Annotated in this window: 23 protein-coding genes; 12 read left to right on the forward strand and 11 right to left on the reverse strand. The window is 64.6% G+C overall.

Going from position 1 to position 22,065, the window contains the following annotated elements; all coding sequences use genetic code 11:
- A complete protein-coding gene (locus tag FOS14_RS03260; protein ID WP_143768822.1) occupies positions 1-2,643 on the forward strand; it encodes a LuxR family transcriptional regulator in 2,643 nt (880 codons plus the stop codon).
- On the opposite strand, the gene FOS14_RS03265 is transcribed toward FOS14_RS03260, so the two are convergent.
- Positions 2,640-3,533, reverse strand: a complete 894-nt coding sequence (locus FOS14_RS03265) for an AraC family transcriptional regulator (RefSeq protein ID WP_255450029.1) — start codon at positions 3,531-3,533, stop codon at positions 2,640-2,642. The genes FOS14_RS03260 and FOS14_RS03265 overlap by 4 nt on opposite strands.
- A 137-nt stretch (positions 3,534-3,670) precedes the next feature.
- On the opposite strand from FOS14_RS03265, the gene FOS14_RS03270 reads away from it, so the two are divergent.
- Both FOS14_RS03270 and FOS14_RS03275 read left to right on the forward strand, forming a co-directional pair.
- Positions 3,671-4,231 carry a flavin reductase family protein gene (locus tag FOS14_RS03270; RefSeq protein WP_143768824.1) on the forward strand — a complete coding sequence of 187 codons (561 nt, stop codon included), beginning with the start codon at positions 3,671-3,673 and terminating at the stop codon, positions 4,229-4,231.
- Between the two features lie 18 nt (positions 4,232-4,249).
- Positions 4,250-5,815 carry a 4-hydroxyphenylacetate 3-hydroxylase family protein gene (locus tag FOS14_RS03275; protein WP_143768825.1) on the forward strand — a complete coding sequence of 522 codons (1,566 nt, stop codon included), beginning with the start codon at positions 4,250-4,252 and terminating at the stop codon, positions 5,813-5,815.
- On the opposite strand, the gene FOS14_RS03280 is transcribed toward FOS14_RS03275, so the two are convergent.
- From FOS14_RS03280 to pcaD, 3 genes are read right to left on the reverse strand one after another with little or no spacing between them, the layout of a single operon-like run.
- Positions 5,805-7,019, reverse strand: a complete 1,215-nt coding sequence (locus FOS14_RS03280) for an acetyl-CoA C-acetyltransferase (protein WP_143768826.1) — start codon at positions 7,017-7,019, stop codon at positions 5,805-5,807. The two genes, FOS14_RS03275 and FOS14_RS03280, sit on opposite strands and share 11 nt — an antisense overlap.
- Positions 7,012-7,803 carry an IclR family transcriptional regulator gene (locus FOS14_RS03285; protein ID WP_143768827.1) on the reverse strand — a complete coding sequence of 264 codons (792 nt, stop codon included), beginning with the start codon at positions 7,801-7,803 and terminating at the stop codon, positions 7,012-7,014. Before FOS14_RS03285 ends, FOS14_RS03280 begins: the two co-directional genes overlap by 8 nt.
- The gene (pcaD, locus tag FOS14_RS03290) at positions 7,800-8,573 is read right to left on the reverse strand and encodes a 3-oxoadipate enol-lactonase (protein ID WP_143768828.1); all 774 of its coding nucleotides are present in this window, start codon (positions 8,571-8,573) and stop codon (positions 7,800-7,802) included. The genes FOS14_RS03285 and pcaD overlap by 4 nt, the downstream gene beginning before the upstream one ends.
- Before the next feature lie 124 nt (positions 8,574-8,697).
- Between pcaD and FOS14_RS03295 the strand changes: the two genes are divergently transcribed.
- Positions 8,698-9,453, forward strand: a complete 756-nt coding sequence (locus FOS14_RS03295; RefSeq protein ID WP_143768963.1) for a CoA transferase subunit A — start codon at positions 8,698-8,700, stop codon at positions 9,451-9,453.
- Between the two features lie 20 nt (positions 9,454-9,473).
- Complete coding sequence (locus FOS14_RS03300) at positions 9,474-10,100, forward strand: CoA transferase subunit B (RefSeq protein ID WP_143768964.1); 627 nt, start codon at positions 9,474-9,476, stop codon at positions 10,098-10,100.
- On the opposite strand, the gene FOS14_RS03305 is transcribed toward FOS14_RS03300, so the two are convergent.
- On the reverse strand, positions 10,087-10,614 hold the full coding sequence (locus FOS14_RS03305; RefSeq protein ID WP_143768829.1) for a hypothetical protein: 528 nt from the start codon (positions 10,612-10,614) through the stop codon (positions 10,087-10,089). The two genes, FOS14_RS03300 and FOS14_RS03305, sit on opposite strands and share 14 nt — an antisense overlap.
- 177 nt (positions 10,615-10,791) lie before the next feature.
- On the opposite strand from FOS14_RS03305, the gene FOS14_RS03310 reads away from it, so the two are divergent.
- Complete coding sequence (locus FOS14_RS03310; RefSeq protein WP_143768830.1) at positions 10,792-11,349, forward strand: DUF1990 family protein; 558 nt, start codon at positions 10,792-10,794, stop codon at positions 11,347-11,349.
- Between the two features lie 7 nt (positions 11,350-11,356).
- Here FOS14_RS03310 and FOS14_RS03315 read toward each other — a convergent pair whose 3' ends face one another.
- From FOS14_RS03315 to rox, 4 genes are all read right to left on the reverse strand, one after another.
- The gene (locus tag FOS14_RS03315) at positions 11,357-12,172 is read right to left on the reverse strand and encodes a bifunctional 2-polyprenyl-6-hydroxyphenol methylase/3-demethylubiquinol 3-O-methyltransferase UbiG (RefSeq protein WP_255450030.1); all 816 of its coding nucleotides are present in this window, start codon (positions 12,170-12,172) and stop codon (positions 11,357-11,359) included.
- Complete coding sequence (locus tag FOS14_RS03320; RefSeq protein WP_143768831.1) at positions 12,169-12,909, reverse strand: NAD-dependent deacylase; 741 nt, start codon at positions 12,907-12,909, stop codon at positions 12,169-12,171. Before FOS14_RS03320 ends, FOS14_RS03315 begins: the two co-directional genes overlap by 4 nt.
- Positions 12,910-12,918: 9 nt before the next feature.
- Positions 12,919-13,083: a hypothetical protein gene (locus tag FOS14_RS24590; RefSeq protein ID WP_185981586.1), complete on the reverse strand. Its 165-nt coding sequence runs from the start codon at positions 13,081-13,083 to the stop codon at positions 12,919-12,921.
- 106 nt (positions 13,084-13,189) lie between these two features.
- The gene (gene rox, locus FOS14_RS03325; protein WP_143768832.1) at positions 13,190-14,626 is read right to left on the reverse strand and encodes a rifampin monooxygenase; all 1,437 of its coding nucleotides are present in this window, start codon (positions 14,624-14,626) and stop codon (positions 13,190-13,192) included.
- Positions 14,627-14,741: 115 nt separating this feature from the next.
- Here rox and FOS14_RS03330 point away from each other — a divergent pair, with 115 nt between their 5' ends.
- A complete protein-coding gene (locus FOS14_RS03330) occupies positions 14,742-15,890 on the forward strand; it encodes an FAD-dependent oxidoreductase (RefSeq protein ID WP_255450031.1) in 1,149 nt (382 codons plus the stop codon).
- Positions 15,891-15,919: 29 nt separating this feature from the next.
- Here the strand turns inward: FOS14_RS03330 and FOS14_RS03335 are convergent, their stop codons facing one another.
- The gene (locus tag FOS14_RS03335; RefSeq protein ID WP_143768833.1) at positions 15,920-16,558 is read right to left on the reverse strand and encodes a TetR/AcrR family transcriptional regulator; all 639 of its coding nucleotides are present in this window, start codon (positions 16,556-16,558) and stop codon (positions 15,920-15,922) included.
- Positions 16,559-16,762: 204 nt separating this feature from the next.
- On the opposite strand from FOS14_RS03335, the gene FOS14_RS03340 reads away from it, so the two are divergent.
- The 5 genes from FOS14_RS03340 (at position 16,763) to FOS14_RS03355 (ending at position 21,285) form a co-directional block, all read left to right on the forward strand.
- On the forward strand, positions 16,763-18,271 hold the full coding sequence (locus tag FOS14_RS03340; protein ID WP_304944896.1) for a cytochrome P450: 1,509 nt from the start codon (positions 16,763-16,765) through the stop codon (positions 18,269-18,271).
- A 166-nt stretch (positions 18,272-18,437) separates the two neighbouring features.
- On the forward strand, positions 18,438-18,602 hold the full coding sequence (locus FOS14_RS24595) for a hypothetical protein (protein WP_185981587.1): 165 nt from the start codon (positions 18,438-18,440) through the stop codon (positions 18,600-18,602).
- 251 nt (positions 18,603-18,853) lie between these two features.
- Positions 18,854-19,501, forward strand: a complete 648-nt coding sequence (locus tag FOS14_RS03345; RefSeq protein ID WP_143768834.1) for a TetR/AcrR family transcriptional regulator — start codon at positions 18,854-18,856, stop codon at positions 19,499-19,501.
- Positions 19,501-20,160: an enoyl-CoA hydratase/isomerase family protein gene (locus FOS14_RS03350; RefSeq protein WP_143768835.1), complete on the forward strand. Its 660-nt coding sequence runs from the start codon at positions 19,501-19,503 to the stop codon at positions 20,158-20,160. Before FOS14_RS03345 ends, FOS14_RS03350 begins: the two co-directional genes overlap by 1 nt.
- 363 nt (positions 20,161-20,523) lie before the next feature.
- Positions 20,524-21,285: an LLM class flavin-dependent oxidoreductase gene (locus FOS14_RS03355; protein WP_143768968.1), complete on the forward strand. Its 762-nt coding sequence runs from the start codon at positions 20,524-20,526 to the stop codon at positions 21,283-21,285.
- Positions 21,286-21,404: 119 nt separating this feature from the next.
- Here FOS14_RS03355 and FOS14_RS03360 read toward each other — a convergent pair whose 3' ends face one another.
- Positions 21,405-22,049 (reverse strand): TetR/AcrR family transcriptional regulator, encoded by a 645-nt coding sequence (locus FOS14_RS03360; RefSeq protein WP_143768836.1) that lies wholly within the window; start codon positions 22,047-22,049, stop codon positions 21,405-21,407.
- Positions 22,050-22,065 lie beyond the last annotated feature (16 nt).

Raw genomic sequence — 22,065 nt, forward strand, 5'->3', positions numbered from 1 at the left:
ATGACCGCGAGTGGCCCACTGGTCGGGCGGCGCCACGAATTGGACCGGCTCGAAGCGATGCTCGGTTCCGGTTCCGCGCTGATCGCCGTGGTGGGCGCAGCCGGAATGGGCAAAACCGCTCTCCTCGAATACTTTCGGTCCACCCACGCCGAGCTGCCCAGCGCTGCGGCGGTGGGCACCGCGTGGGAGGCCGATCATCCATTTGGGGTTATCGAGCAGCTGACTAAGCGCTCAACCGCGGGCGCGGTCGATCGGGTCGCACGGGAACTCGTCGCCGACGGGATGCCGGCCCTGATCCTCGTCGACGATGCGCATCGGGCGGATGTGGAATCGATGCAGGCGCTCGCCTCGGCGGCCTGGCTCACCGACCGGCCGCTGCTGGTCGTGGCTGCCTACGATGCGGGCGCAGCGATGCCCACTGCGCTTCGCGGGTTGTTGGACGGCGTGGCCGATCGAATCGTGTTGCCGCCGTTGACCGTGTCGGATGTGCTGGAACTAGCACACCGCACGGCGCGGATCGAGTTGTCGCCGCCGAGGGCACGTGCACTGGTTGACCACACGTCGGGAATTCCGCGCCACCTGGTGGCAATTCTTACCGAAACACCGCGGAGAGACTGGGAAGGCTGGCAATCGGCGCTGCCGGTGCCGAAAGGTGTTGCGGCAGAGATCGAGTCCGGGCTAGCGGAATGCTCCGCGCATTCGCGTGCGTTGGTGGAGGCCGCCGCGGTGCTCGGAGAGCCGGCCTCGTTGGCTGAGGTGGCGGAACTGGGCAAGCTGGACGATCCGATCGCCGCCGCCGACGAAGCTGGGCAGCATTTTCGGATCATTCTGCGCGAGCGCAACGGCGACAACGTCATCGAATTCAGAAGCCCGCTGCAGCGTGCGGCCGTGCTGGCGGCGATGGGCCCGATTCGACGCCGCGAACTGCATCTGCGCGCGGCAAAGCTCACCACTGACCACGGCGCAGAGTTGCGGCACCGGGCCGCCGCGCAGGCGCTGCCCGACGCTGCGCTCGCCGCAGAGTTCGAGCGCCATGCCGCCGAGCAGGCAGATGTCGGCGCCTGGTCCGCTGCCGCCGATGCTCTGATCACGGCCAGTCGGCTCAGCACCGATCGCGCGGACCGTGAGCGACGGCTCATTCGCGCGGTGGATGCGATAGTCGGTGCGGGAAACCTACCGCGGGCAAAGGAATTTGCGCCCGATTTGGAGAGGTTCGCTTCCGGTCCGCTGCGCGATGCTGTGCTCGGTTACTTGGCGATTCAACTCGGCCGCAATACCGAAGCGGACGCCCTGCTGCGACAAGCGTGGGCGAAATGTGATCCGGACGCCGATCCCGAGATCGCGGCGATGATCTGCCAACGCCGGGTGCTGGACGCCCTGAGTCGCTGTCACGCAACTGATCTCGTCGAGTGGAGTCGGCGTGCGATCGCGCTGGTGAAACGCGACGATCCCGCGGCGGTCGAGTCCGCCGCTATCCTCGGCTTGGGGCTGGCCGCGTCGGGCCGCGCTGACGAAGCGCGCGTGGCCTATGCGGACCTGGCTGTGGTGCGTGGCGCGCAAACCCAACGCTTCCGAATGGGTAAGGGCTGGTTGGATCTGGCCTTGGACGATCCCGAGGCGGCCCGTCATGAACTGGAGTACGCCGTGCCGACGGTCTTTCGGTCCGGATCGGTGCGCATCTCGGTGTGGGCGGGAGCGTGGTTGGCGCGCACCTACTTTGCGCTCGGCGGCTGGGACGATGCCCTGCGGACGGTCGAGCGTACCGCTCGCTTGCTCGATGACGTCGGGATGGACTTGGTTCGCCCACTTGTGCACTGGACCGGCGCACAGATCAACGCACTGCGCGGCAACTGGGATGCGGCCGATGAGCACCTACGACGGTTGTCGGCGGATCGACACGATTACCAGATCATGTTCATCCCCGCCGCAATCGCGCGTGCCCAGTGCGCCGAGGTGCAGGCGGACTACGCGGGCGTGATCCGTGCGCTCGAGCCGGTGACGCGGCTAGAAATGCGGGACGGCATCGACGAGCCCGGATTCTGGCCATGGCCGGACATTTACTGCAACGCGCTGGTGATGGTTGGCCGAGTCGACGATGCCGACCGCTTTCTGCGGCCGCACGAGGCAACAGCGCAGGCACGGCAGCATCGTTCCGCGAGCGCGCGACTCGGCTACGTGCGCGGCCGGATCCTGGGCGCGCGCAACGATATCGACCGCGCGCGAAAAGTTTTCGAAGGCTCGTTGCAGGCCATCGCCGACCTGCCGCTGCCGTACGACCGCGCGCGAATCAACTTCGCCTACGGGCAGACCCTGCGTCGGGCCGGGAAGCGTCGTGCGGCGGACGCGGTCATGCACGCAGCGCGTGACGCCTACGCGTCCCTCGGCGCGACGTCGTACGTGCAACGGTGTGACCGCGAACTCAAGGCCGGCGGTCTCAACATGAAACGCAGCGCCGACCCGCTGGCCGACCTGACTCCGCAGGAGCAAGCCGTGGCCGCTCTGGTAGCGCGGGGCGCCAGCAACAAGGAGGCCGCGGAAGAACTGTTCCTGTCGGTGAAGACGGTGCAGTATCACCTGACCCGGGTGTACGCAAAAGTCGGCGTGCGGACCCGCAGCCAGCTCGCCACGGTGTTGAACGGTTAAGTTCGCCCGCGACGCAAGGTGTCCGACGGTGATTCACCGAACTTGCGACGGTAGGCCGCGGCAAAGCGACCGGTGTGCGTGAAGCCCCAGCGCATGGCGACCTCGGCGACGGTGAATCCAGTCGCGTCGCGCAGCAGATCCTCGTGCACGCGCGAAAGACGCAAATCCACGAGGTAGTCCCGCGGGCTCACACCTACGTAGTCGCGGAAACCCTCCTGCAGGCGTCGAACGCTCACGCCGGCAACCTCGGCCATGTCTGCCGCGGTCCAGGGGCGTGCTGGATCGTCATACATCTCGTCGATAACCCGCTTGACGATGCGCGGCCGCAGCGCCGCGGGCGGCTCCTCGGGGACCGCAGCGAGCACAAACGCCGCCGTCACCGCACCGGACAACTGCTCGTCCACCAGCGGGTTCCCGAAAGACTGCCCGGCCAGCGCCTGCACCAGTCGCAGCCAATTCACTCCGTTCCCGCGCAGGTCCAGATGGTCAGGAAGGCAGGTGGGTCGGGCCAGGATTCGCGTCACTTCGCGATCGAGGTATTCGCGTTCGAACCGCACACCGACGATCCGGCAGGATTCTGTCCACCGGGTGATGCTCGCTTGGGTATCCGGCGGATAGATCGTCGCCCGTTCGGGAGTCGCGACGAGTTCGCTGCGGCCTATCCGCGACTCCAGCGTCCCCGATAGCGGAATGTTGACGGCATATCCGCCGGGATGGTCGGTGTCGACGGTAACCGGTGCGCCCCAACTGATGTGGGCGATGCGAACTGGGCCGATGCGCGCACCGTCCACCGCGACACCCGCCGCCGTCGACGGCTGCTGCGGATGCAGCTGGTGCGGAAAATACGCATCCGACACCGCGTGCGATGCCTCGTCCCAGTCAGCTGTCACCTCGATCACCTCATCCCCAGTGTGACCCCGATCTCGAGCCGCCGCGCAAAACGGATCGAAACCGCGCTCACCGGATCGACGTCGCGTTCGCGCCGTCCTACGTTCGGTTCCCACGAAATATCGAAAGGAGGCCGACCATGGTCGAGCAGCGCGAGCTCCGAAACGTCTTCGGGCAGTTCGCCAGTGGTGTCACAGTCATTACCTGTCGCAACGGCGATGGAAGCCCGCACGGCGCTACGGTGACCGCGTTCACCGCGGTGTCGATGCAACCGCGGCTGTGTCAGATCACCATGACCCGAAAATCCAAAGCCTGCACGTACCTGCGCAACGCGCCGTTCGCCGTGAACGTACTCGCCGCCGACCAGGTCGACACCGCCATGCACTTCGCGGGTCGCCCGTGCATCCCGGAACCGAGCTGGGCCGAGGGGCCCACGGCGCCGATCATCTGCGGCGCGGCGGCGACCTTCTCGTGCGAGCCGTGGGCTGAATACGACGGCGGTGACCACATCATCTTCATCGGCCACATCGTCGACGCGGTCGCCACCGGCAAGCAACCGTTGATCTTCTACCGCAGCACCTTTCACGAGCTCGGCGTGCCGTCCGCGCACGTGCCGTGGAACGGGTCGTGCGATGACCCGCTCACCGGCTGGTTCGGCGCCACCGCATCTTTCACGCCCATGTATTCGCACACCCATTGATCCAGGAAGGAAATCGACATGACCATCACCGAACCCGCACCGACCGCTGGGCGCGAGCACTACGCGAGCAGGCCGATGATCGGCGACGAATACATCGAGTCGCTGCGCGACGGTCGCGAGATCTGGCTGCAGGGCGAAAGAGTCGCCGATGTCACCACGCATCCCGCGTTTCGCAACCCGATCCGGATGACGGCGCGACTCTACGACTCGATGCACGCCGGTCCCTACGTCGACGAGGTGACCGCTCCCACCGACACTGGAAACGGCGGGGTCACTATGCCCTTCTTCAAGGCCCCGACCAGCGCGGACGACCTGCTCAAGGAGCGCGACGCCATCGCCCGCTGGGCGCGGATGACCTACGGCTGGATGGGCCGCAGCCCCGACTACAAGGCCAGCTTCCTCGGCACCCTGCACGCCAACAAGGAGCTGTACGCGCCCTTTCAGGACAACGCCGAGCGCTGGTATAGAGAGTCGCAGGAGAAGGTCCTGTACTGGAACCACGCGATCATCAACCCGCCGGTGGACAGGCAGTTGCCGCCCGACGAAGTCGGTGATGTCTACATGAAGGTGGAAAAGGAGACCGACGCCGGGCTGGTCGTCTCCGGTGCGAAGGTGGTGGCCACCGGTTCGGCGATCACCAACTACAACTTCATCGCCCATTACGGCCTGCCGATCAAGAAGAAGGAATTCGCGCTGATCTGCACCGTGCCGATGGATTCGCCGGGCATCAAGCTGATTTGCCGGTCGTCGTTCACTCAGAACGCCGCGGTCATGGGCAGCCCGTTCGACTACCCGCTGTCGAGCCGGATGGATGAGAACGACACCATCTTTGTCTTCGACAAGGTGCTGGTGCCGTGGGAAAACGTGTTCATGTATGGCGATGTGGACAAGATCAACGCGTTCTTCCCGCAGTCGGGCTTCTTGCCACGCTTCACCTTCCAGGGCTGCACACGCTTGGCGGTCAAGCTGGACTTCATCGCCGGCCTGCTGATGAAGGCCCTCGAGGCCACCGGCGCGGGTGGTTTCCGTGGCGTCCAGACCCGCGTGGGCGAGGTGATCGGCTGGCGAAACCTGTTCTGGTCGCTGTCGGAATCGATGGCCCGCGACCCGGAGCCGTGGATCGGTGACACGGTGATCCCGAAGCTCGAATACGGTCTCACCTACCGGATGTTCATGATCCAGGGCTACCCGCGGGTGAAGGAGATCATCGAGCAGGATGTCGCGTCGGGACTGATCTACCTGCCGTCGAGCTCGCTGGACTTCAAGAGCCCGCAGGTGCGGCCGTACCTGGACAAGTATGTGCGCGGCTCGGACGGCATGCCCGCTGTCGAACGCGTGAAAATCATGAAGGCGCTGTGGGATTCGGTGGGCACCGAGTTCGGTGGACGACATGAACTCTACGAGCGCAACTACTCCGGCAACCACGAGAACGTCAAGGCCGAGTTGCTTTTCGCGGCGCAGAACCGTGGCGGCGTAAGCGCGATGAAGGGGCTGGCCGAGCAATGCCTGGCCGAATACGACCTGGACGGCTGGACCGTTCCCGACCTCATCGGGAACGACGACGTCTCCTACTTCACGCGCTGACATTCTCGAAGACCGCCGCGAGGCCCTGGCCACCGCCGATGCACATGGTCTCGAGCCCGTAGCGCGCCTCGCGGCGCTGCATCTCCCGCAGCAGCGTCGCGAGGATGCGGGCACCGGTGGCCCCGACGGGGTGCCCCAGCGAGATACCGGAGCCGTTCGGGTTGACCCGGGGATCATCGGCCTCGATGCCCCAACAGCTAAGCACCGCAAGGGTTTGCGCGGCAAACGCCTCGTTGAGTTCGATCACGTCCATGTCGGTGAGTTTCAGGTTCAGCCGCGACAGTGCCCGCTCGGTGGCGGGCACAGGCCCGATCCCCATGGTGGCTGGCGGGACACCTGCGACCGCCCAGCCGGCAAGCCTCGCCAGCGGACGCAACCCGAGTTCCTTCGCGCGTTCGGGAGTGGTGACGATACATACGGCGGCACCGTCGTTCTGCCCACTGGCGTTGCCAGCGGTGACGGTGGATTCCGGGTCGATCTTGGCGCGGATCGGGCGAAGCGCCGCCAGCGACTCCAGGGTGGTGTCCGCGCGCGGATGCTCGTCGGTGCTGACGATTAATGGGTCGGATCGACGTTGGGGTACCGGCACCGGCACGATCTCCTCGCCGAACCGTCCGTCGCGTTGCGCGGCGACCGCGCGCTGATGGGATTGCAGCGCGAGCGCATCCTGGTCGGCGCGGTTGATGCCGTATTCGGCGCGCAGGTTCTCAGCGGTCTCGATCATGCCGCCCGGCACGGGAAAGTCCTTGCCGCCGGCGGTCACCCGCGCTCGGGCCAGGCGGTCGTTGAGAGCGACGCCGTCCCCCTTGACGCCCCACCGCATACCGGTGGCGTAGAACTCGACCTGACTCATCGACTCGACCCCACCGGCGAGGACGAGGTCGCTGGCGCCGGTAGCAACCTGCATGCACCCCTGCACCACGGCCTGCAGTCCAGCGCCGCAGCGCCGGTCGACCTGCATGCCTGGGACCGTCACCCCGAGGCCGGCGTTGAGCGCGGCGACCCGCCCGATCGCGGGCGCCTCGCCGTTGGGGGAGCCCTGGCCGAGAATCACATCATCGATCTGGCTGCCGTCGATCCCGGTGCGCTTGACGATCTCGGCAATCACGGTCGATGCCAGCGTCTCGGCCGGAATGTCTTTGAACACGCCGCCGAAGCGGCCTACCGGAGTGCGCAGTGGTTCACAGATGACGGCGTCAGGCATGGTCGGTCCTTGTGGAGTTGATGCGGATCAGGTCTTGGTGGATGGCTTCGACGGTGGCCAGCAGCGGCGGCAGCAGGTCTTTGCGCACCGCCGCGGCCGGGTATCGCGCCGCCTGGGTCGAGATGTTCGCGGCCGCCACGACGGTGCCGGTGTGGTCGCGGATGGGGGCGGCCAGTGAGCGCAAGCCGGCCTCGAGTTCCTGGTCGACGATGCAGTAACCGTGGTGTCGAACCCGGGAGAGCTCCTCGCGCAGCGCCTTCGGGCTGGTAATGGTGCGGCCGGTGAGGGGGCTCAGTTCGACCTTCGCGAGGTAATCGGCGAGATCCGGCGCACTGAGTCCGGCGAGCATCACTCGGCCCATCGAGGTGGCGTAGGCGGGGAAGCGGGTGCCGATGGTGATCGACACCGTCATGATCCGGCTGACCGGGACCCGAGCGACGTAGACGATGTCGGCGCCGTCGAGGATCGACACCGACGCTGACTCGTTGACCTGTTTAGTGAGCGCCTCGAGGTGCGGGCCGGCTACCTCGGGGAGGGTCAGGCTGGACAGATAGCTGTAGCCGAGGTCGAGAACCTTGGGGGTCAGCGCGAACAGGGGACCGTCGGCGCGCACGTAACCGAGCTCGGAGAGCGTGAGCAGGAATCGTCGAGCGGTCGCCCGGGTCAGCCCGGTCACTTTCGCCACGTCGCTGAGTGTCTGTTGCGGATGCTCGGCGTCGAACGCGCGGATCACCGACAGACCCCGCGCAAGCGACTGAACGTAATCCGGTGTCGGATCGGTCATCGACTGTCAGCCTCCTGGACATGCTCGGTGATGAGTTTCGAAACGTGTTCGGGCTGTTCGACATTCACAAGATGGGCACCGGGATCGAGGATATGCAGTTTTGCATTGGGGATCGCGTCGGCGATGGTGGCGAGATCCGCCGGCGTGGTGGCTGGGTCCTGCCCACCGGCGATGACCAGCGTCGGCGCCGTGATCCGCCCCAGGTCGCCGCGGCCGTCCCAAGCGGCCAACGCCTCACAGCAGCGCGCATAGCCCTCGTTGTCGGTGTCGGCGACCATGGCTCGCGACCTGGCTATCAGGTCCTGGTCGTTCGCGGCCAACCCGGCGCTGAACCACCGGTCCACCACCGCGGCTGCCAGTGCCGCGGTGCCGTTGGCGCGCACGAACGCCGCGCGGTCGAGCCAGCCCTGCGGCTCGCCGAAGCGGGCGGCCGTGCACAGTAGCGTCAGGCTCGACAGCCGGTCGGGCGTATGGCTGGCGAGCCATTGTGCAATGGCTCCGCCCAGCGACAGCCCCACCACATGGGCTGCTTCGAGCGCGAGTTCGTCGAGCAACGCGAGCACCTCGGAACCGAACGTCGCGATGGTGGAACCGACCGGGGGAAGCGGAGATTCGCCATGGCCGGGCAGGTCGATGGCAACGACATCGTGCTCGCAGGCCAGGGATTCGACCTGCGGATCCCACATAGATCGCGTCGAGCCGAGCGAGCCAATCAAGACGATCGGCGTGCCCGATCGCGGCCCGGCGCGGTGGAAGGCAAGGTAAGTCATGAAACCTCGTGTTCGCTATAAGGACTTTCATGCGCAATGCGTACAGAATAGCCGAGGATGTATGTGTTCGCTATACGAACGATAGTTCATATTACGTACGACACGAGGTATGCTTGGTTCCATGATGGACAAGGTGATCTCCTCGGCCGCTGAAGCGGTCGCCGACGTACCGCACGGTGCGTCCCTGGCGGTCGGCGGGTTCGGGCTCGTCGGGGTGCCGGAAGTGCTCATCAACGCGCTCCTTGCTCAGGGCGCCAGCGACCTCGAGGTCGTCAGCAACAACTGCGGCACCGCCGGATTCGGTCTCGGGGTCTTGCTCGATGCGCACCGGATTCGTCGCACTATCAGTTCATACGTGGGGGAGAACAAGGAGTTCGCCCGGCAGTATCTGTCGGGTGAGCTGGAGGTCGAACTCACCCCGCAGGGCACGCTGGCCGAGCGGATGCGCGCCGGGGGCGCCGGTATTCCGGCGTTCTTCACACCGGCGGGCGTCGGAACCCAGGTCGCCGACGGCGGACTGCCGCTGCGTTACGACGGTAATGGGGGAGTAGCGGTGGCAAGCAAGCCGAAGGAGACCCGCGAGTTCGACGGCGTGACATACGTCCTCGAGCGAGGCATCGTGACCGACTACGCGCTGGTACACGCATGGAAGGGCGACCGGCACGGCAACCTCGTATACCGGCGCAGCGCACGGAATTTCAATCTGCCGGCCGCGACCGCCGGTCGAATCACGATCGCCCAGGTGGAAGAACTCGTCGAACCGGGAGTGCTCGACCCCGACGAGGTGCACACCCCGGGCATCTTCGTGCAGCGGGTGGTTCACGTCGGCAAGGTGAACGTCGGAATCGAGAAGCGGACGGTGCGAGGAGGCGAGCGGTGAAAAAGCTCACGCGTGACGAAATGGCGGCCCGCGTTGCGCGGGAACTGTCCGATGGGCAGTACGTCAACCTGGGCATCGGGATGCCCACCCTCGTGCCGAATCACCTGCCGTCCGACATCGCCGTCGTATTGCATTCGGAGAACGGCGTTCTCGGCGTCGGACCTTACCCTTACGAGGACGAACTCGACCCGGAACTCATCAACGCCGGCAAGGAGACCATCACCGTCCTACCCGGTGCGTCCTACTTCGACTCGGCCACCTCGTTCGGCATGATCCGCGGCGGTCACGTGGACGTGGCCGTGCTCGGTGCCATGCAGGTCAGTGCGCGAGGTGACCTGGCCAACTGGATGATTCCCGGTCACATGGTCAAGGGGATGGGTGGCGCAATGGATCTCGTGCATGGCGCGCGGAAGGTCATCGTGATGATGGAGCACGTCTCCAAGCGCGGTGAGCCGAAAATTCTGCAGCAGTGCACGCTGCCGCTGACCGGAATGCGTTGTGTGCAAAGAATAGTCACCGACATGGCGGTTCTAGATGTCACGGCTGACGGATTGCGGCTCGTCGAAACAGCACTCGGTGTCACCGTCGACGAGGTGCTCGCAGCCACCGGCGCGCCCGTCGACACGAGCGCGCTCATCGCTGCTTAACGGGGTTTACTCCCAGCCGCTCGAAGTAGTTCGAGATCGCGGTGGCAGTCCAGCCGTGCGTTTCCGCCAACCCAGCGGCGATCGTGTGCAGGTAGGGCTGTGATGGCCGTCGCCAGGCCACCGATTTTCGGCCGTGCTGGCCGGTGAAGGTGAGCATCGGAAATCCTTGATGCATACCGATTTCGAGCAGCCGGTCATAGACGGGTGGCTCTTGGGCACGGAGATCCGCGAACTGCTCGTTGGTGATCAGGTAGGCGCGCGCGGGCGTGGGCCCGGGGATTTCGGGATCATAGAAGGCGCGGCCGCCACCCCATGCGCGCGATTCGCCCGCGAAGAACAGCGACCCGGGCAATGTGATCGGGAGCGATGCCCGGGGTGGACTCGCATCGCGGGCACCTACGTAGGTCAATGTCGCGCCCGGCGGGCAGCCGCCCTCCAGATAGCACGCGAACCGGGCTATCGACATGTTGGAGGCGTAGGCGACGTACCAGGTGTAGTCGCCGTTGGTCCGCATCACCTCAACGTAGACCACGCCTGCTCTATGGTCATAGCAGCCGAAGCGACGACAAATGAAGGGGGAGTGGGTGCCCAGTCTGGGAAGCCGGATGATTCCGGTGGTGACCCCGACATCGGAAGGTCGGCAGGCACGTGCGGTGATCGTTGACCGCCTGACCGAGGCAAAGGGGTCGTAGTGGCTAGCCGTCGAAGCGTCACGCCGCTCGACCCCACTGCGATTGCGAGGCTTCGGGCCGCCGACTTCACCTACTCCGGGGTCGGCGCAACGAAAATCCAATTCCCCGTTGGCTATCACCATGCACGCCGCGAGGTATCCGTCGGCGCGGGCGAGCGGCGGTTGCGTGACCTGGGCGAAGCGATTCTCGGTTGGCAGGTTCAGCTGGGCTCGGGGTTGCGAGTTGCCAGTTCGGCGCCGCGAGTCGACACCGACGAAGTGGCTCTAGTTGGGATCGGTTTGGGACCGCTGCAAGTGATGGCTCCGGTGCGCGTTGTGTACGTCATCGACGAACCGGGTCAACGGTACGGATTCGCCTACGGCACGCTGCCCGGTCATCCGGTGGCCGGTGAGGAGATGTTCTGCGTCGAACGTCAACCGGACGACACCATTGTCTTTGTCGTGACCGCATTTTCGCGTCCGGACACGCTGCTGACAAAGGTCGCGGGACCAATGGGCAGGATCGGGCAGCGCGTGATGGCGGCGCGGTATATACGCGCCATGCGCTACTGGCACTGATCAGGGGCTATCGGCGACGTGCGGTCATCGCCAGAGTGGTGAAGCGAACCGTGATGTGATCTCCGATGGCGTCGATGGCCGCTCCGACGCCGTCGGAGATCTGAGCCAGTGCGTCCGTCGAAAGTCTCGTGAGCATGCCGGTGGTCGCGAGCAGATCGAGCCACTCGTCGCGGGTGTAGGCGCGTTCCCACTCGAGCTGGAAATGCTCTGGTTCCCCAAAAGCGTTCGTCTGCCCAACCGCGTCGCCGAAGTGGATGTACATAGCGCGGTAGGCATTGGCTGGGGTCGGTGGGCGCTCGTCGCCGGTCACTTGTGCAGCACCAAAAGGCAGATCTGGTGCAACGCGCTGCAACACCGTTCGGAGGGCATCCGAGACCGGGGGCGGTGGTTCGAAGACATGCGCAAACAGCGCGAGAATGCCATGCGGACGCAGTAACTGGGCGGCCTTGACCGCGCCCGCAACCGGGTCGACCCAGTGCCAGGCCTGGCCGGAAACCACAGCGTCAAAGCTGCGGTTAGCTGGGTCCCACTCCTCGAAACGACTCACTTCGACGTCGATGCCCGTGGTCCGCGCGAACTCGGCCATGCGTCGGTCGGGATCCACACCGAGGACGCGACATCCGGCGGCGTGGAACTGTCGGGCCTCGATCCCCGTCCCACAGCCCACATCGAGAACGTCGCGACCCGGAAACGTGCGCACGATGCGGTCGATCAGTCCCGCGGGGTACGCGGGTCGGGCGCGGTTGTATCGCTCCGGATCGACGCCGAACGACTCCGCAATCTCGCGGGCGCGATGCGATTGGTTCGACTGGGGCCCCGTCACGGGTTCACCTGCGCGAGGAGTGCCGGCAACGCGGTGGCCGCGGTGGCCCGCCAGCGAATGTCCACCTGACTAGATGCTTCCGTCTCTGCTGGATTTATTTCGGCGACGCTCGCGCCATTGCTTTGGGCGAGCTGAGCTAAACCTGCTGCGGGATAAACGATTCCGGATGTCCCAACGACAATCATCAGATCACACCGCTGCGCGGCATCGATCGCTCGTGCGAACGCGTCTTCCGGCAACATCTCGCCGAACCACACCACGCCCGGCCGAATGAGACCGCCGCAGGCGCACTTCGGGGGTGGTACGCGTTCGCCCGTGGGTTCTTCGACGTCAGCGGGATACGGGGTATGGCAGGAGTCGCAGTATGGGGTGAGGAGGCTGCCGTGCACGTGAATGACGTTGGTGCTGCCCGCGCGCTCGTGCAGATCATCGACGTTCTGAGTGACTATGCGAATGTCTTGAAACTTCGACCATGTGGCGAGTGCGAGGTGACCGGCATTGGGCTCGGCCGTCTGCAACATGGCACCACGCTTCTGATACCAGGCCCACACGAGCGCCGGGTCTTCTCGCCATGCTTCCGGAGTGGCTAGCGTCATCGGGTCATACCGCGCCCACAGTCCGGTCTGGGCGTCCCGGAAGGTCGGCAGACCGCTTTCGGCCGACATTCCCGCGCCCGTGAGCACGGTGATACTGCGTGCGGTGCGGGCTTTCTCGACCAGAGTGGGCGGGACCTCTATAACCGCAGACTAATCCTGTGTCGGCGCTGCTGTTCGGACGTGCGTCCATCGGCCGCCGGAAGTCAGTCGCCATTCCGTTGGATTGTCCTCGACGATGATGTGGTCATCGCGCAGCCAGAAGGTGGCATCTGGATCCCAGCCGCCGAGAACGGTGGCGCCGGGTTGGATGGTCATTAGCGGTCGAGTATCTGGGAGAACCGCACTGGATGTCCAAGAATGAGGCCGCACGCGCCGAATCCCTCGCGTCGGCGGCGAAGAGTGGACACCGAGTGCACAGAGGTCAGGTAGTCGCAGGCGCCGCAGCGCCGAACGACTTCGACAGGTGACCGTCGAGGTCCTGTTGCCCCGCCCCGACCCATGCAACATGACCGTCCGGGCGCAGCAGCACCGCGGGAACCTCGAGGTCGTCGCTGACGTCGACGACATGATCGACACGATCGGTCCAACCGGCCACCGAGAGCCGTCCGGTCTGGTCGAGCAGTAGCCCGCGGCCGTGCCGCATCAACTCGTAGAGGCGTCCGTCCTTCAGCGGCATATCCCGGATATGCCGGCCGAGCATGTCGTGCCCGTCGCCGAGGTCGTAGCGGACGCCGATAGCGGTGACCTTCTCAGTGAGGTAGCGGCTCACGTTCTCGAAGTCCATCAGTTCCGAGAGCAGCCTGCGCACCGCTTGCGCGCCGGGCTCGACCGAGATCAGCTGCATCTGTGCGCGGGTGTTGTCGAGCACATCGGCGGCAACCGGACGCCGTTCGGATTCATAGCTTTCGAGCAGACCCTGCGGCGCCCAGCCGTGCACCTCGGCGGCCAGCTTCCAACCGAGGTTGAACGAATCCTGAAGCCCGAGATTGAGTCCTTGTCCGCCCACCGGTGGATGAATGTGTGCGGCATCGCCGGCCAGCAGTACCCGCCCGGAACGATATCGCTCTGCGAGTCTGGTGGCGTCGCCGAACCGAGAAAGCCAACGTGGTGAGTGCACGCCGAAGTCGGTGCCGGCGACAGCCCGTAACTGCCGCTTCAGTTCGCCCAATGTCGGTGGTGCCGTGCGGTCTTCGGCCACCGCGTCAGCGGGGACTACCACGCGATGCAACCCGTTGGCGAGGGGACCGACGCCGAACCGCAGTTGGGTCTGGCGTACCTCGGCCACCACCGCCGCGACCGTCTCCGCGGGCACGGCCACCTCCATTTCGCCGATCAGTGTGTCGACCCTGGACGGCTCGCCGGGAAAGCCGATCCCGACCAGCTTGCGCACAGTGCTGCGGCCGCCATCGCAGCCGACCACGTAGCGCGACCGCAGGCGTGTGCGGTCGGCTAGCTCGACGGTCACTCCTTCCTGGTCCTGGTCGAGCCCAACCACTTCGCAGTCGCGTCGAATCTCGGCGCCGAGTTCGGTCGCGTGCTCGGCCAGCAGCCGATCGGTGTCGGGCTGAGGGATGCCAAGCACGTAAGGGTGCGCAGTGTCGAGCCCGTCTGGCTGCGGCTTGCGGATGCCCGCGAAGAAACCGCTGAGCGGATACTGGGTGCCGAGCGCGAGGAACCGCTCCAGCAGGCCGCGTTGGTCCAGCACTTCGATGCTGCGCGCGTGTAGGCCGAGAGCGCGGACGACCTCGGTCGGCTCGGCGTCTTTCTCCAGCACCACCACATTCACGTCCTGCAGCCGCAACTCGCTGGCCAGCATCAAGCCGGTCGGGCCACCGCCGACAACGATCACATCAAACATCGAGTCCCCTCAACGGATTTCGCAGGCATTTCACCTTGGTCCGCAGATTCTGCCGCAGGACCCGGGTCTTGCCGCAAGGCCCCGGTTGCGTTGTATGGTGAAGAAGGGAGGGAAAGTGCTGGGCAGTGCAGTAGTTGTCGGCGGCGGCATCGGCGGCTTGTCGACAGCGGTCGCGTTGCAGCGGCGGTCGTGGCAGGTCACGGTGTTCGAACGCCGGCCGGCGCTTTCCGAGTCTGGCGCTGGAATCACTCTGTGGCCCAATGCATTACGTGCGCTAGATGCACTCGGCATTGGAACGCGTATCCGTGGACTCGGACTGGCGCAAAGCTCGGGAGGGATGCGCGACAGTGATGGCCGCTGGCTTGTCCGCACCGACACAGCCGCACTTGCCAAGCGGTTCGGAGACGGAATCATCGTTCTGCAGCGCAGTGAGCTACTGACCGCGTTGCGGCAGGCTTGTACCGACATAGACGTCCGAGTGTCAACCGAAGTGCGCGGCGTTGACGCAAACGGCACTGTGACGCTTGGCTCCGGTGATCGGATGCAAAGCGATGTCGTCGTGGGCGCGGACGGTGTGTGGAGTGTTGCACGCCAAGCAGTTTGGCCCGATGCAGCCGTTCGTTCGACCGGCATGCTTGCTGCACGGCTGGTCGGTCGGGTTGGCGATCCCGCGTCAGTTGAAGGTGGAGAGAGCTGGGGCGCAGGGGATTACGCCGGCGTGGCACCATTGCCCGACGGCCGATTCTATGCCTACCTCGTCGTGCCGGTTACTGCTGAAGTGCCCACAGAGGCCGATGCGGCTCTGTGTTGGTGGCAGCGGCGATTTTCCCGCTGGCACGCCCCGTTCCCAGAGCTATTGGCAAACTTAGAACCGTCACAGTTGCTCTGCAACGAGATCTTTGAGTTGAAGCAATTGCCGACGCTAGCGCACGGTCGGGTCGCGCTCGTTGGCGACGCCGCGCACGCCATGACTCCGAATTTGGGGCAGGGCGCATGCCAGGCACTGGAGGACGCCGTAGAACTCGGCTCTGCTCTCGGCGTCCCGGGCGGCGTGGACGTCATGCACAAACTGGCCGTATACAACAAGCGGCGGCTCGCCCGTGTGCACAAGATTGCCAGGCGGTCGCATAGCGCCGGGTTAGCTGCGTCGTTGCGGGGACGCGTACCGACCTCAATTCGCAACACAGTTGTCAGGGCGTTGCCCGCTGCCGCGACCATGCGCGCTTTCGACACGGTCGTTGACTGGCACCCGCCGTTGGACTGACGGCACGCCGCAAACTAGGCGCCCTCGCGTCAAAGATCAGGACGGACGGTGCGGATCGCCGCGGCCACCAAACGAACGATTTCCTCGACCAGCTCGGCTCGCGACAATTCGATTCTTCCGTCCAGCCAATCACTGATGGCCTGTGCCGCCCCGACGATGAGAACCACCGCGGCCATGTCCAGACGAATGCGTTCTTTTTGACTCACTCGGATGTCTGCGACGACGCCGTCGATGAGCATCGCTGCGATCGCGTGCTCAGTCCGGTCGACGGTGTCGGTGCGTTCGTCGCCGCCCATCATGTCGACAAACAGCCGGGCGTTACGCGGATCCGAGATGAGAACCGAGACAACGCTTTCGACCACCTCTTGCACCCGGCTGAGCATGTCGGTGGCCGGCGTCGTCAGCGCCGTCCGGGCGGCCGCCGTGACTTGCTCGACAAGCCGATCGCCGAGGGCGACAAATAAATCATTGCGGGTATGAAAGTTCTCGTAGAAGTATCGCTTCGACAAACCGGCTCGTGCGATGACGTCATCAACGGTGACCGAGGCTCGACTTCCTTCCGCGAGCGCGCTCAGACCTGCGTCGAGCAGAGCATCGCGACGCTGCCGCACCCGCTCCGCTGCACTGACTCCCCGGAACGGTCGGACCACGGCTACTGAATCGTTCACTGTTTCATGTTGACACACGGCTTCGAGCAGCATAGCTTTTTAGGAACTGATTAGTTCCTAGTATTGCCCTGCGGGGGCGCAGGGGAGTAGGTCGCGCGGAAATTGGTGAGCACCACAATCTTCGAGCAAGGAGTTAGGACGTGAGAAAGATCATCGACGGCGCACGCCGAATTACGATGACGAGATGGTTGGCATGACGCCTGAGTGCCCGGCGGCGCCTGGCGTGCCAGGTCATGTCTTGTCGCCGAACGCGGGTGCCGATCGATCTCCCTGAATTCCAGCTATGACCCAGGACATCTTCACATCATCAGAAGGCGGACGAACCCCATGAACGTTCTCGATCAAGTAATCAACAAGGCCCAGGCAACCATCCCGATGGACCGGCAGGTTCAGGGTCTGCATATGTTCCAAAAGGCCAAGAAGCTGGTGCTCGGCGACAACCAGCCGGTCTTCGTCGAAGAGCCGATTCCCGACGTCAACGATGTGCCGCTGACCGCAATCGACGTCAGCAATCCGTTCATGTATCGGCAGGGACAGTGGCTGCCCTACTTCAAGCGCTTGCGGGACGAGGCGCCGGTGCACTACCAGGCGAACAGCCCCTTCGGCCCGTTCTGGTCGATTACCCGCTATGACGACATTGTCGCTGTTGACAAGAACTTCGAAGTGTTTTCTGCCGAGCCGCAGATCGTGATCGGCAATCCACCCGACGGCCTCGACATCGAGATGTTCATCGCCATGGATCCCCCGCGTCATGATCAGCAGCGAGGCGCCGTGCAGGGCGTGGTGGCACCCCAGAACCTCCAGGAAATGGAGGATCTTATCCGTTCGCGGGTGCAGGAAGTGCTCGATAACTTGCCGATCGGGGAGCCCTTCGACTGGGTCGATAACGTCTCGATCGAGCTGACCTCACGCATGCTCGCCACCCTGCTCGACTTCCCGTACCAGGATCGCCGCAAGCTGGTGTATTGGACCGACCTGGCAGCGGGCAGCGCCTCGGCCACCGGCGGTCAGAACGACCTGGACGAGATGTACAAGGGCATCGCCGAAATGGCGAAGAGCTTCAGTGCTCTCTGGCATGACAAGGCCGCTCGCTTGGCGGCGGGCGAGGCGCCCGGTTACGACCTCATCTCCATGATGCAAATGTCCGAGGACACCAAGGATTTGATCCATCGGCCGATGGAATTCCTCGGCAACCTCATCCTGCTCGTGGTGGGCGGCAACGACACCACCCGCAACTCGATGTCCGGCGGCGTGCTCGCGCTGAACCAGTTCCCGGACGAGTTTGCGCGACTGAAGGCAGACCACAAGCTCATTCCTAAGTTGGTCAACGAAATCATCCGCTGGCAGACACCGCTTGCCTACATGCGCCGCATCGCCAAGGAAGACACCGTCCTCAACGGGCAGTTCATCCGGAAGGGCGACAAGCTCGTCATGTGGTACGCGTCGGCCAACCGGGACGAGCGCAAATTCGAGAATCCGGACGATTTCATCATGGGCCGCTCCAACGCACGGCATCACCTCTCGTTCGGCATCGGCGTTCACCGCTGCATGGGCAGCCGTCTTGCCGAGTTGCAGCTGAGGATCCTCTGGGAGGAGCTGCTCGCGCGGTTCGACGACATCAAGGTGGTGGGGGAGCCGGAGTACTTGCAGTCCAACTTCGTTCGTGGATACACGAAGATGATGGTCGAGCTCACCCCGAAGCAGTCAGCCTGATCGACGCAAAACTCCGCCAGCCTGCAGCCGCAAGTTGGCGGAGTTTTTCGCGTTCCGGAGACGACGTACAGGTTGCCGACACCGATCACGGTCGCGAACTCGAGTAGGCCGTGAGATGTGACATCGCTGCGGTCGGTTCATCGCGCGGTGGGGTTATCGTGGATTTGTGGGCGTTTTCGGTGAGATGTTCCCGAGTAAAAAGCTGACGGATGAGTCGGGTGAGGACCAAGACGGTCAGACGCACCGCCCGCGCGTCGAACTCGATCTCGACGCCGGAGTGATCCGGGTGTCGGATCCGGCGGCGTCGCCCGAGAGCGTTGATCATCGCTGAGCTGCGTCGTGAGTATGGACAACGCAGCTCAGCCGGACGGCAGGGGAACGTCCCAGTGAGCGGCGGCCCAGACAGGTCCTGCCTAAGCGGCTTTCACTCATAGCCGGGTTATCCAAGTTCGGTCGTATTCATCCACCGACAGTGATCGCGGATCGCCAGCGTCAATTCGCGCTGGGTTCGAGTGTGTGACTTAGCCAACTGGCTGCCCGGCTAACCTTTTAATAGAGCACCTGCTCTGTTATGTTCTGGTCGTGCCCCGCCCACGCATCCATGACCTCGAACAGCTGATGGACGCTGCCGAGAGGCTGGCGGTCGAGTCCGGCGCTTCTGCCGTGACAGTCCGTGCGCTGTCGGAAGCCACCAACGTGTCCAATGGTGCGATCTATCACGCCTTCGGTTCGCGGGCGGGCCTCGTAGGGCGGGTCTGGCTGCGGGCGGCGCAACGCTTTCTCGACCTCCAACGCGAGGCTGTCGAACAGGCTTTTCGGCTAGGGGAGAACCCTCAGGCCAGCGCGGTTGATGCGGTTGTCGCTGCGGCTGACAGCCCCGCGAGATTCTTACTGGAGTTCCCGGTCGCAGGACGATTTCTACTGACCGTCCGCCGGGATGAACTGCTGGGGGCGAGCGAAATCCCGGACGAGATTGCCGTCGATCTCCGCATGCTCGACAGAACCCTCGTCGAACTCTTCGTCCGTCTGTCGCGGGCGCTGTGGGACCGGTCCGACCGCGAAGCGGTCGCGGTTGTTCGCGATTGTGTCGTCGAACTGCCCGCCGCTCTGCTGCTACGCGGGCGCCGTACACCCGACCCTGCGGTTCGTGAACGTCTTGCCGCGGCCGTGCGCGCAGTCGTCACACTTCCTCCACCGACCAGGACCCCTCGAGAAAAGGAACCCAAATAATGACTGCCACAGTCGAATACCGCGACAAGATCGCCGTGCTGAGTCTCGGAGACGGCGAAAACCGCTTCTCACCCGAGTGGCTGGAAACCGTCAACACCCTTCTTGACGGAGTGGAGAAGAACGCGCACGGCCTGGTCACCGTCGGGACCGGCAAGTTCTACTCCAACGGTCTCGACCTGGATTGGCTCATGGCCAACGGCGATCGAGCAGACTGGTACGTGGGCGAAGTTCAGGGTCTGTTCAACCGAGTCCTCACCTTCCCGCTACCGACAGTGGCCGCGGTCAACGGACACGCCTTCGGAGCCGGTGCCATGCTCGCGATCGCCCACGACTACCGGGTGATGCGCGAGGACCGCGGCTACTATTGCTTCCCCGAGGTCGATATCCACATCCCGTTCACCCCCGGAATGGCCGCTCTGATCCAGGCCAAACTCATGCCGCAGACCGCGATCACCGCCATGGCGACAGGGCACCGCTACGGCGGCAACGAAGCCCTCCTCGCGGGCCTGGTCGACGGCACCGCAACCGAAGCAGAGATCGTCAACACGGCGGTCGAACGATTGACTCCTATCGTCGGCAAGGACCCCGGCACGCTGGGCGCGATCAAGGCCACCATGTACCGCACCGTCACCGAGGCCTTGCGCCAGGGCCGGTCGTAAAAGCCAGAAATCCAAGGAATTGATCATCACATCCCCGAATTCACCGATGAACCCACCGAACTAACAGTTCCGGTCGACGTTGCCGACTCCGACGGAAACGTCGTTGTCAGCGCCGAAATCACGATGCACGTGTCGAAGAAGCGCGCGAAATAGGTCTCGCTGCAAGCTTTTTCGCGCTTGTCCGCCGGGTCGTTCAGATCGATGTCCGCAGTCCGCCCGACGATCGCCGGCGAGGAACTCGCCTGAGACGGCGAGGAGTCGCGCCAGAATGTCGATTAAGCAAGAATCCGAATTGTGAAGACAGCGAGGAACTCAGCCCCAAAGCCCTTCCGGTTTGGAGTCGTTGCCCCGGTGCTCACAAGCATGCAGGTATGGCGAGACGAGGTACGTCGGATCGCCGACAACGGATATTCGACATTGCTGATGCCCGATGTGCCGGCCATGCAACCTGCGCCCGCTCCCACGCTTGCCGCAGCGGCGACCGTGGCCGACCTACGCGTCGGTACGTGGGTGTACGCCGCTCCGGTACGTCCTGCATGGACCACCGCTTGGGAAGCACATTCCCTGTCCGTCCTGACCGAGGGGCGCTTTGAACTGGGCATCGGCACCGGCAGGCCAGGCATCGAAGATCAATTACGTGAACTCGGGCTGCCGGTGGTCGCGTCCGGCCAGCGCCTAACGGAGATTCGCAAGACAGTCACCGCATTACGGGAGCTCGACGGTCCGGAGCGGTACACGCCAGTGGTCATGGCTGTGCGCGGGCCGAAGGCTCAAGCGTTGGCGGCAGAACTGGCCGACACGGTCACCTTCGTGATTCCGCCGGGGGAGACAGGAGCCGAGAGCAGGCGATTGGTCAGCGGCTTCGGGGCTAACCGCGACATCGAGCTTGCCCAACACGTATCGGTTGTTGGAGATAAAGTCGCGCCATTCATGGCACCTCCATGGACTGACCCGACTGCGCTTCGCGCCGTGGATTCATTGCTTGTGTTGCCGAGCGACCCAGCAGCCGCAGCGGATGAGATTCTGCGCCGTCGGGAAGAACTCGGCTTCTCGTACTTCATCGTCGGCTCCAACGCTGCAGACTTGCTTGCGGACGTCGTCGCCGATCTTGTGGGCAGACCTTGAAGTCCGCCTGCGAGAACCAAGGCGTCATCAGCACTGGGGGCGCTCGGTCGTCGTGTGCTTGCGCGAGCAGGCGCTCGACGATGTTCCCTAAACCCCGCTGAGGTGACAGGTGTGGACGGTCAGGTCGTGTCGTCGCGCAGGAGGGTGTTGATGAGGAGGTTACGAATCTCGGTGCGGTAGCGCCTGGGTGACCATCCGCGTTCGGTCACGAGTAGCCGGTACAGGTCCGTGCTTTCCAGGGTCCAGAGCAGATCGGCCGCCTCGCGGACGGTGCGGTCGTCCCGGAGGTGTCCGCGTTCGGCCAGCTGCTGGATGACTGCGATATTGCCGCGCAGTCGGCTGGCTTCAGCGCTGTGCCAGGCCGCCGCGACGTCGGCATCGGAGCCGGACTCGGCGCGAACGATATCGACCAAGTCCGCGCCGGCCTCTGCCCATCGCTGGGTGAGCTGGACCGTGAGATCGAGCTGGCGGCGCGGGTCGCTTTCGGCCATCAGTTGGTCGAAAGCGGGGCCGACGTCGGCCGAAGCCTTGGCGCGGGAAACCAGCTCCAGCAGGATTCCCCGTTTGCTGGTGAAGATTGCGTACACGGTCTGTACGGCGACCCCGGCGCTCTCGGCGATGGCGGTCATCGTGGTGCCGCGGTACCCGCGTGCCCGGAACAGGTCGGCTGCGGCGGTGGCAATCACTGTGCGGGTCGACTCTGCGCCGGCCGATCGCGTCGCGGAACGGTAGCGGCGCGGGGTGGGCTTGACGTTCTGAGTCACCGTTGTAGAGTAGCAT

This window comes from Skermania sp. ID1734, assembly GCF_007489285.1.
Classification (GTDB): Bacteria; Actinomycetota; Actinomycetes; order Mycobacteriales; family Mycobacteriaceae; genus ID1734.

Coding starts and splice junctions, on each gene's coding strand:
- FOS14_RS03260 (WP_143768822.1), top strand. CDS start 1: ATGACCGCGAGTGGCCCACTGGTCGGGCGGCGCCACGAATTGGACCGG.
- FOS14_RS03270 (WP_143768824.1), top strand. CDS start 3,671: ATGGTCGAGCAGCGCGAGCTCCGAAACGTCTTCGGGCAGTTCGCCAGT.
- FOS14_RS03275 (WP_143768825.1), top strand. CDS start 4,250: ATGACCATCACCGAACCCGCACCGACCGCTGGGCGCGAGCACTACGCG.
- FOS14_RS03280 (WP_143768826.1), bottom strand. CDS start 7,019: ATGCCTGACGCCGTCATCTGTGAACCACTGCGCACTCCGGTAGGCCGC.
- FOS14_RS03285 (WP_143768827.1), bottom strand. CDS start 7,803: ATGACCGATCCGACACCGGATTACGTTCAGTCGCTTGCGCGGGGTCTG.
- pcaD (WP_143768828.1), bottom strand. CDS start 8,573: ATGACTTACCTTGCCTTCCACCGCGCCGGGCCGCGATCGGGCACGCCG.
- FOS14_RS03295 (WP_143768963.1), top strand. CDS start 8,698: ATGGACAAGGTGATCTCCTCGGCCGCTGAAGCGGTCGCCGACGTACCG.
- FOS14_RS03300 (WP_143768964.1), top strand. CDS start 9,474: ATGGCGGCCCGCGTTGCGCGGGAACTGTCCGATGGGCAGTACGTCAAC.
- FOS14_RS03305 (WP_143768829.1), bottom strand. CDS start 10,614: ATGCGGACCAACGGCGACTACACCTGGTACGTCGCCTACGCCTCCAAC.
- FOS14_RS24590 (WP_185981586.1), bottom strand. CDS start 13,083: ATGACCATCCAACCCGGCGCCACCGTTCTCGGCGGCTGGGATCCAGAT.
- rox (WP_143768832.1), bottom strand. CDS start 14,626: ATGTTTGATGTGATCGTTGTCGGCGGTGGCCCGACCGGCTTGATGCTG.
- FOS14_RS03350 (WP_143768835.1), top strand. CDS start 19,501: ATGACTGCCACAGTCGAATACCGCGACAAGATCGCCGTGCTGAGTCTC.
- FOS14_RS03355 (WP_143768968.1), top strand. CDS start 20,524: ATGCAGGTATGGCGAGACGAGGTACGTCGGATCGCCGACAACGGATAT.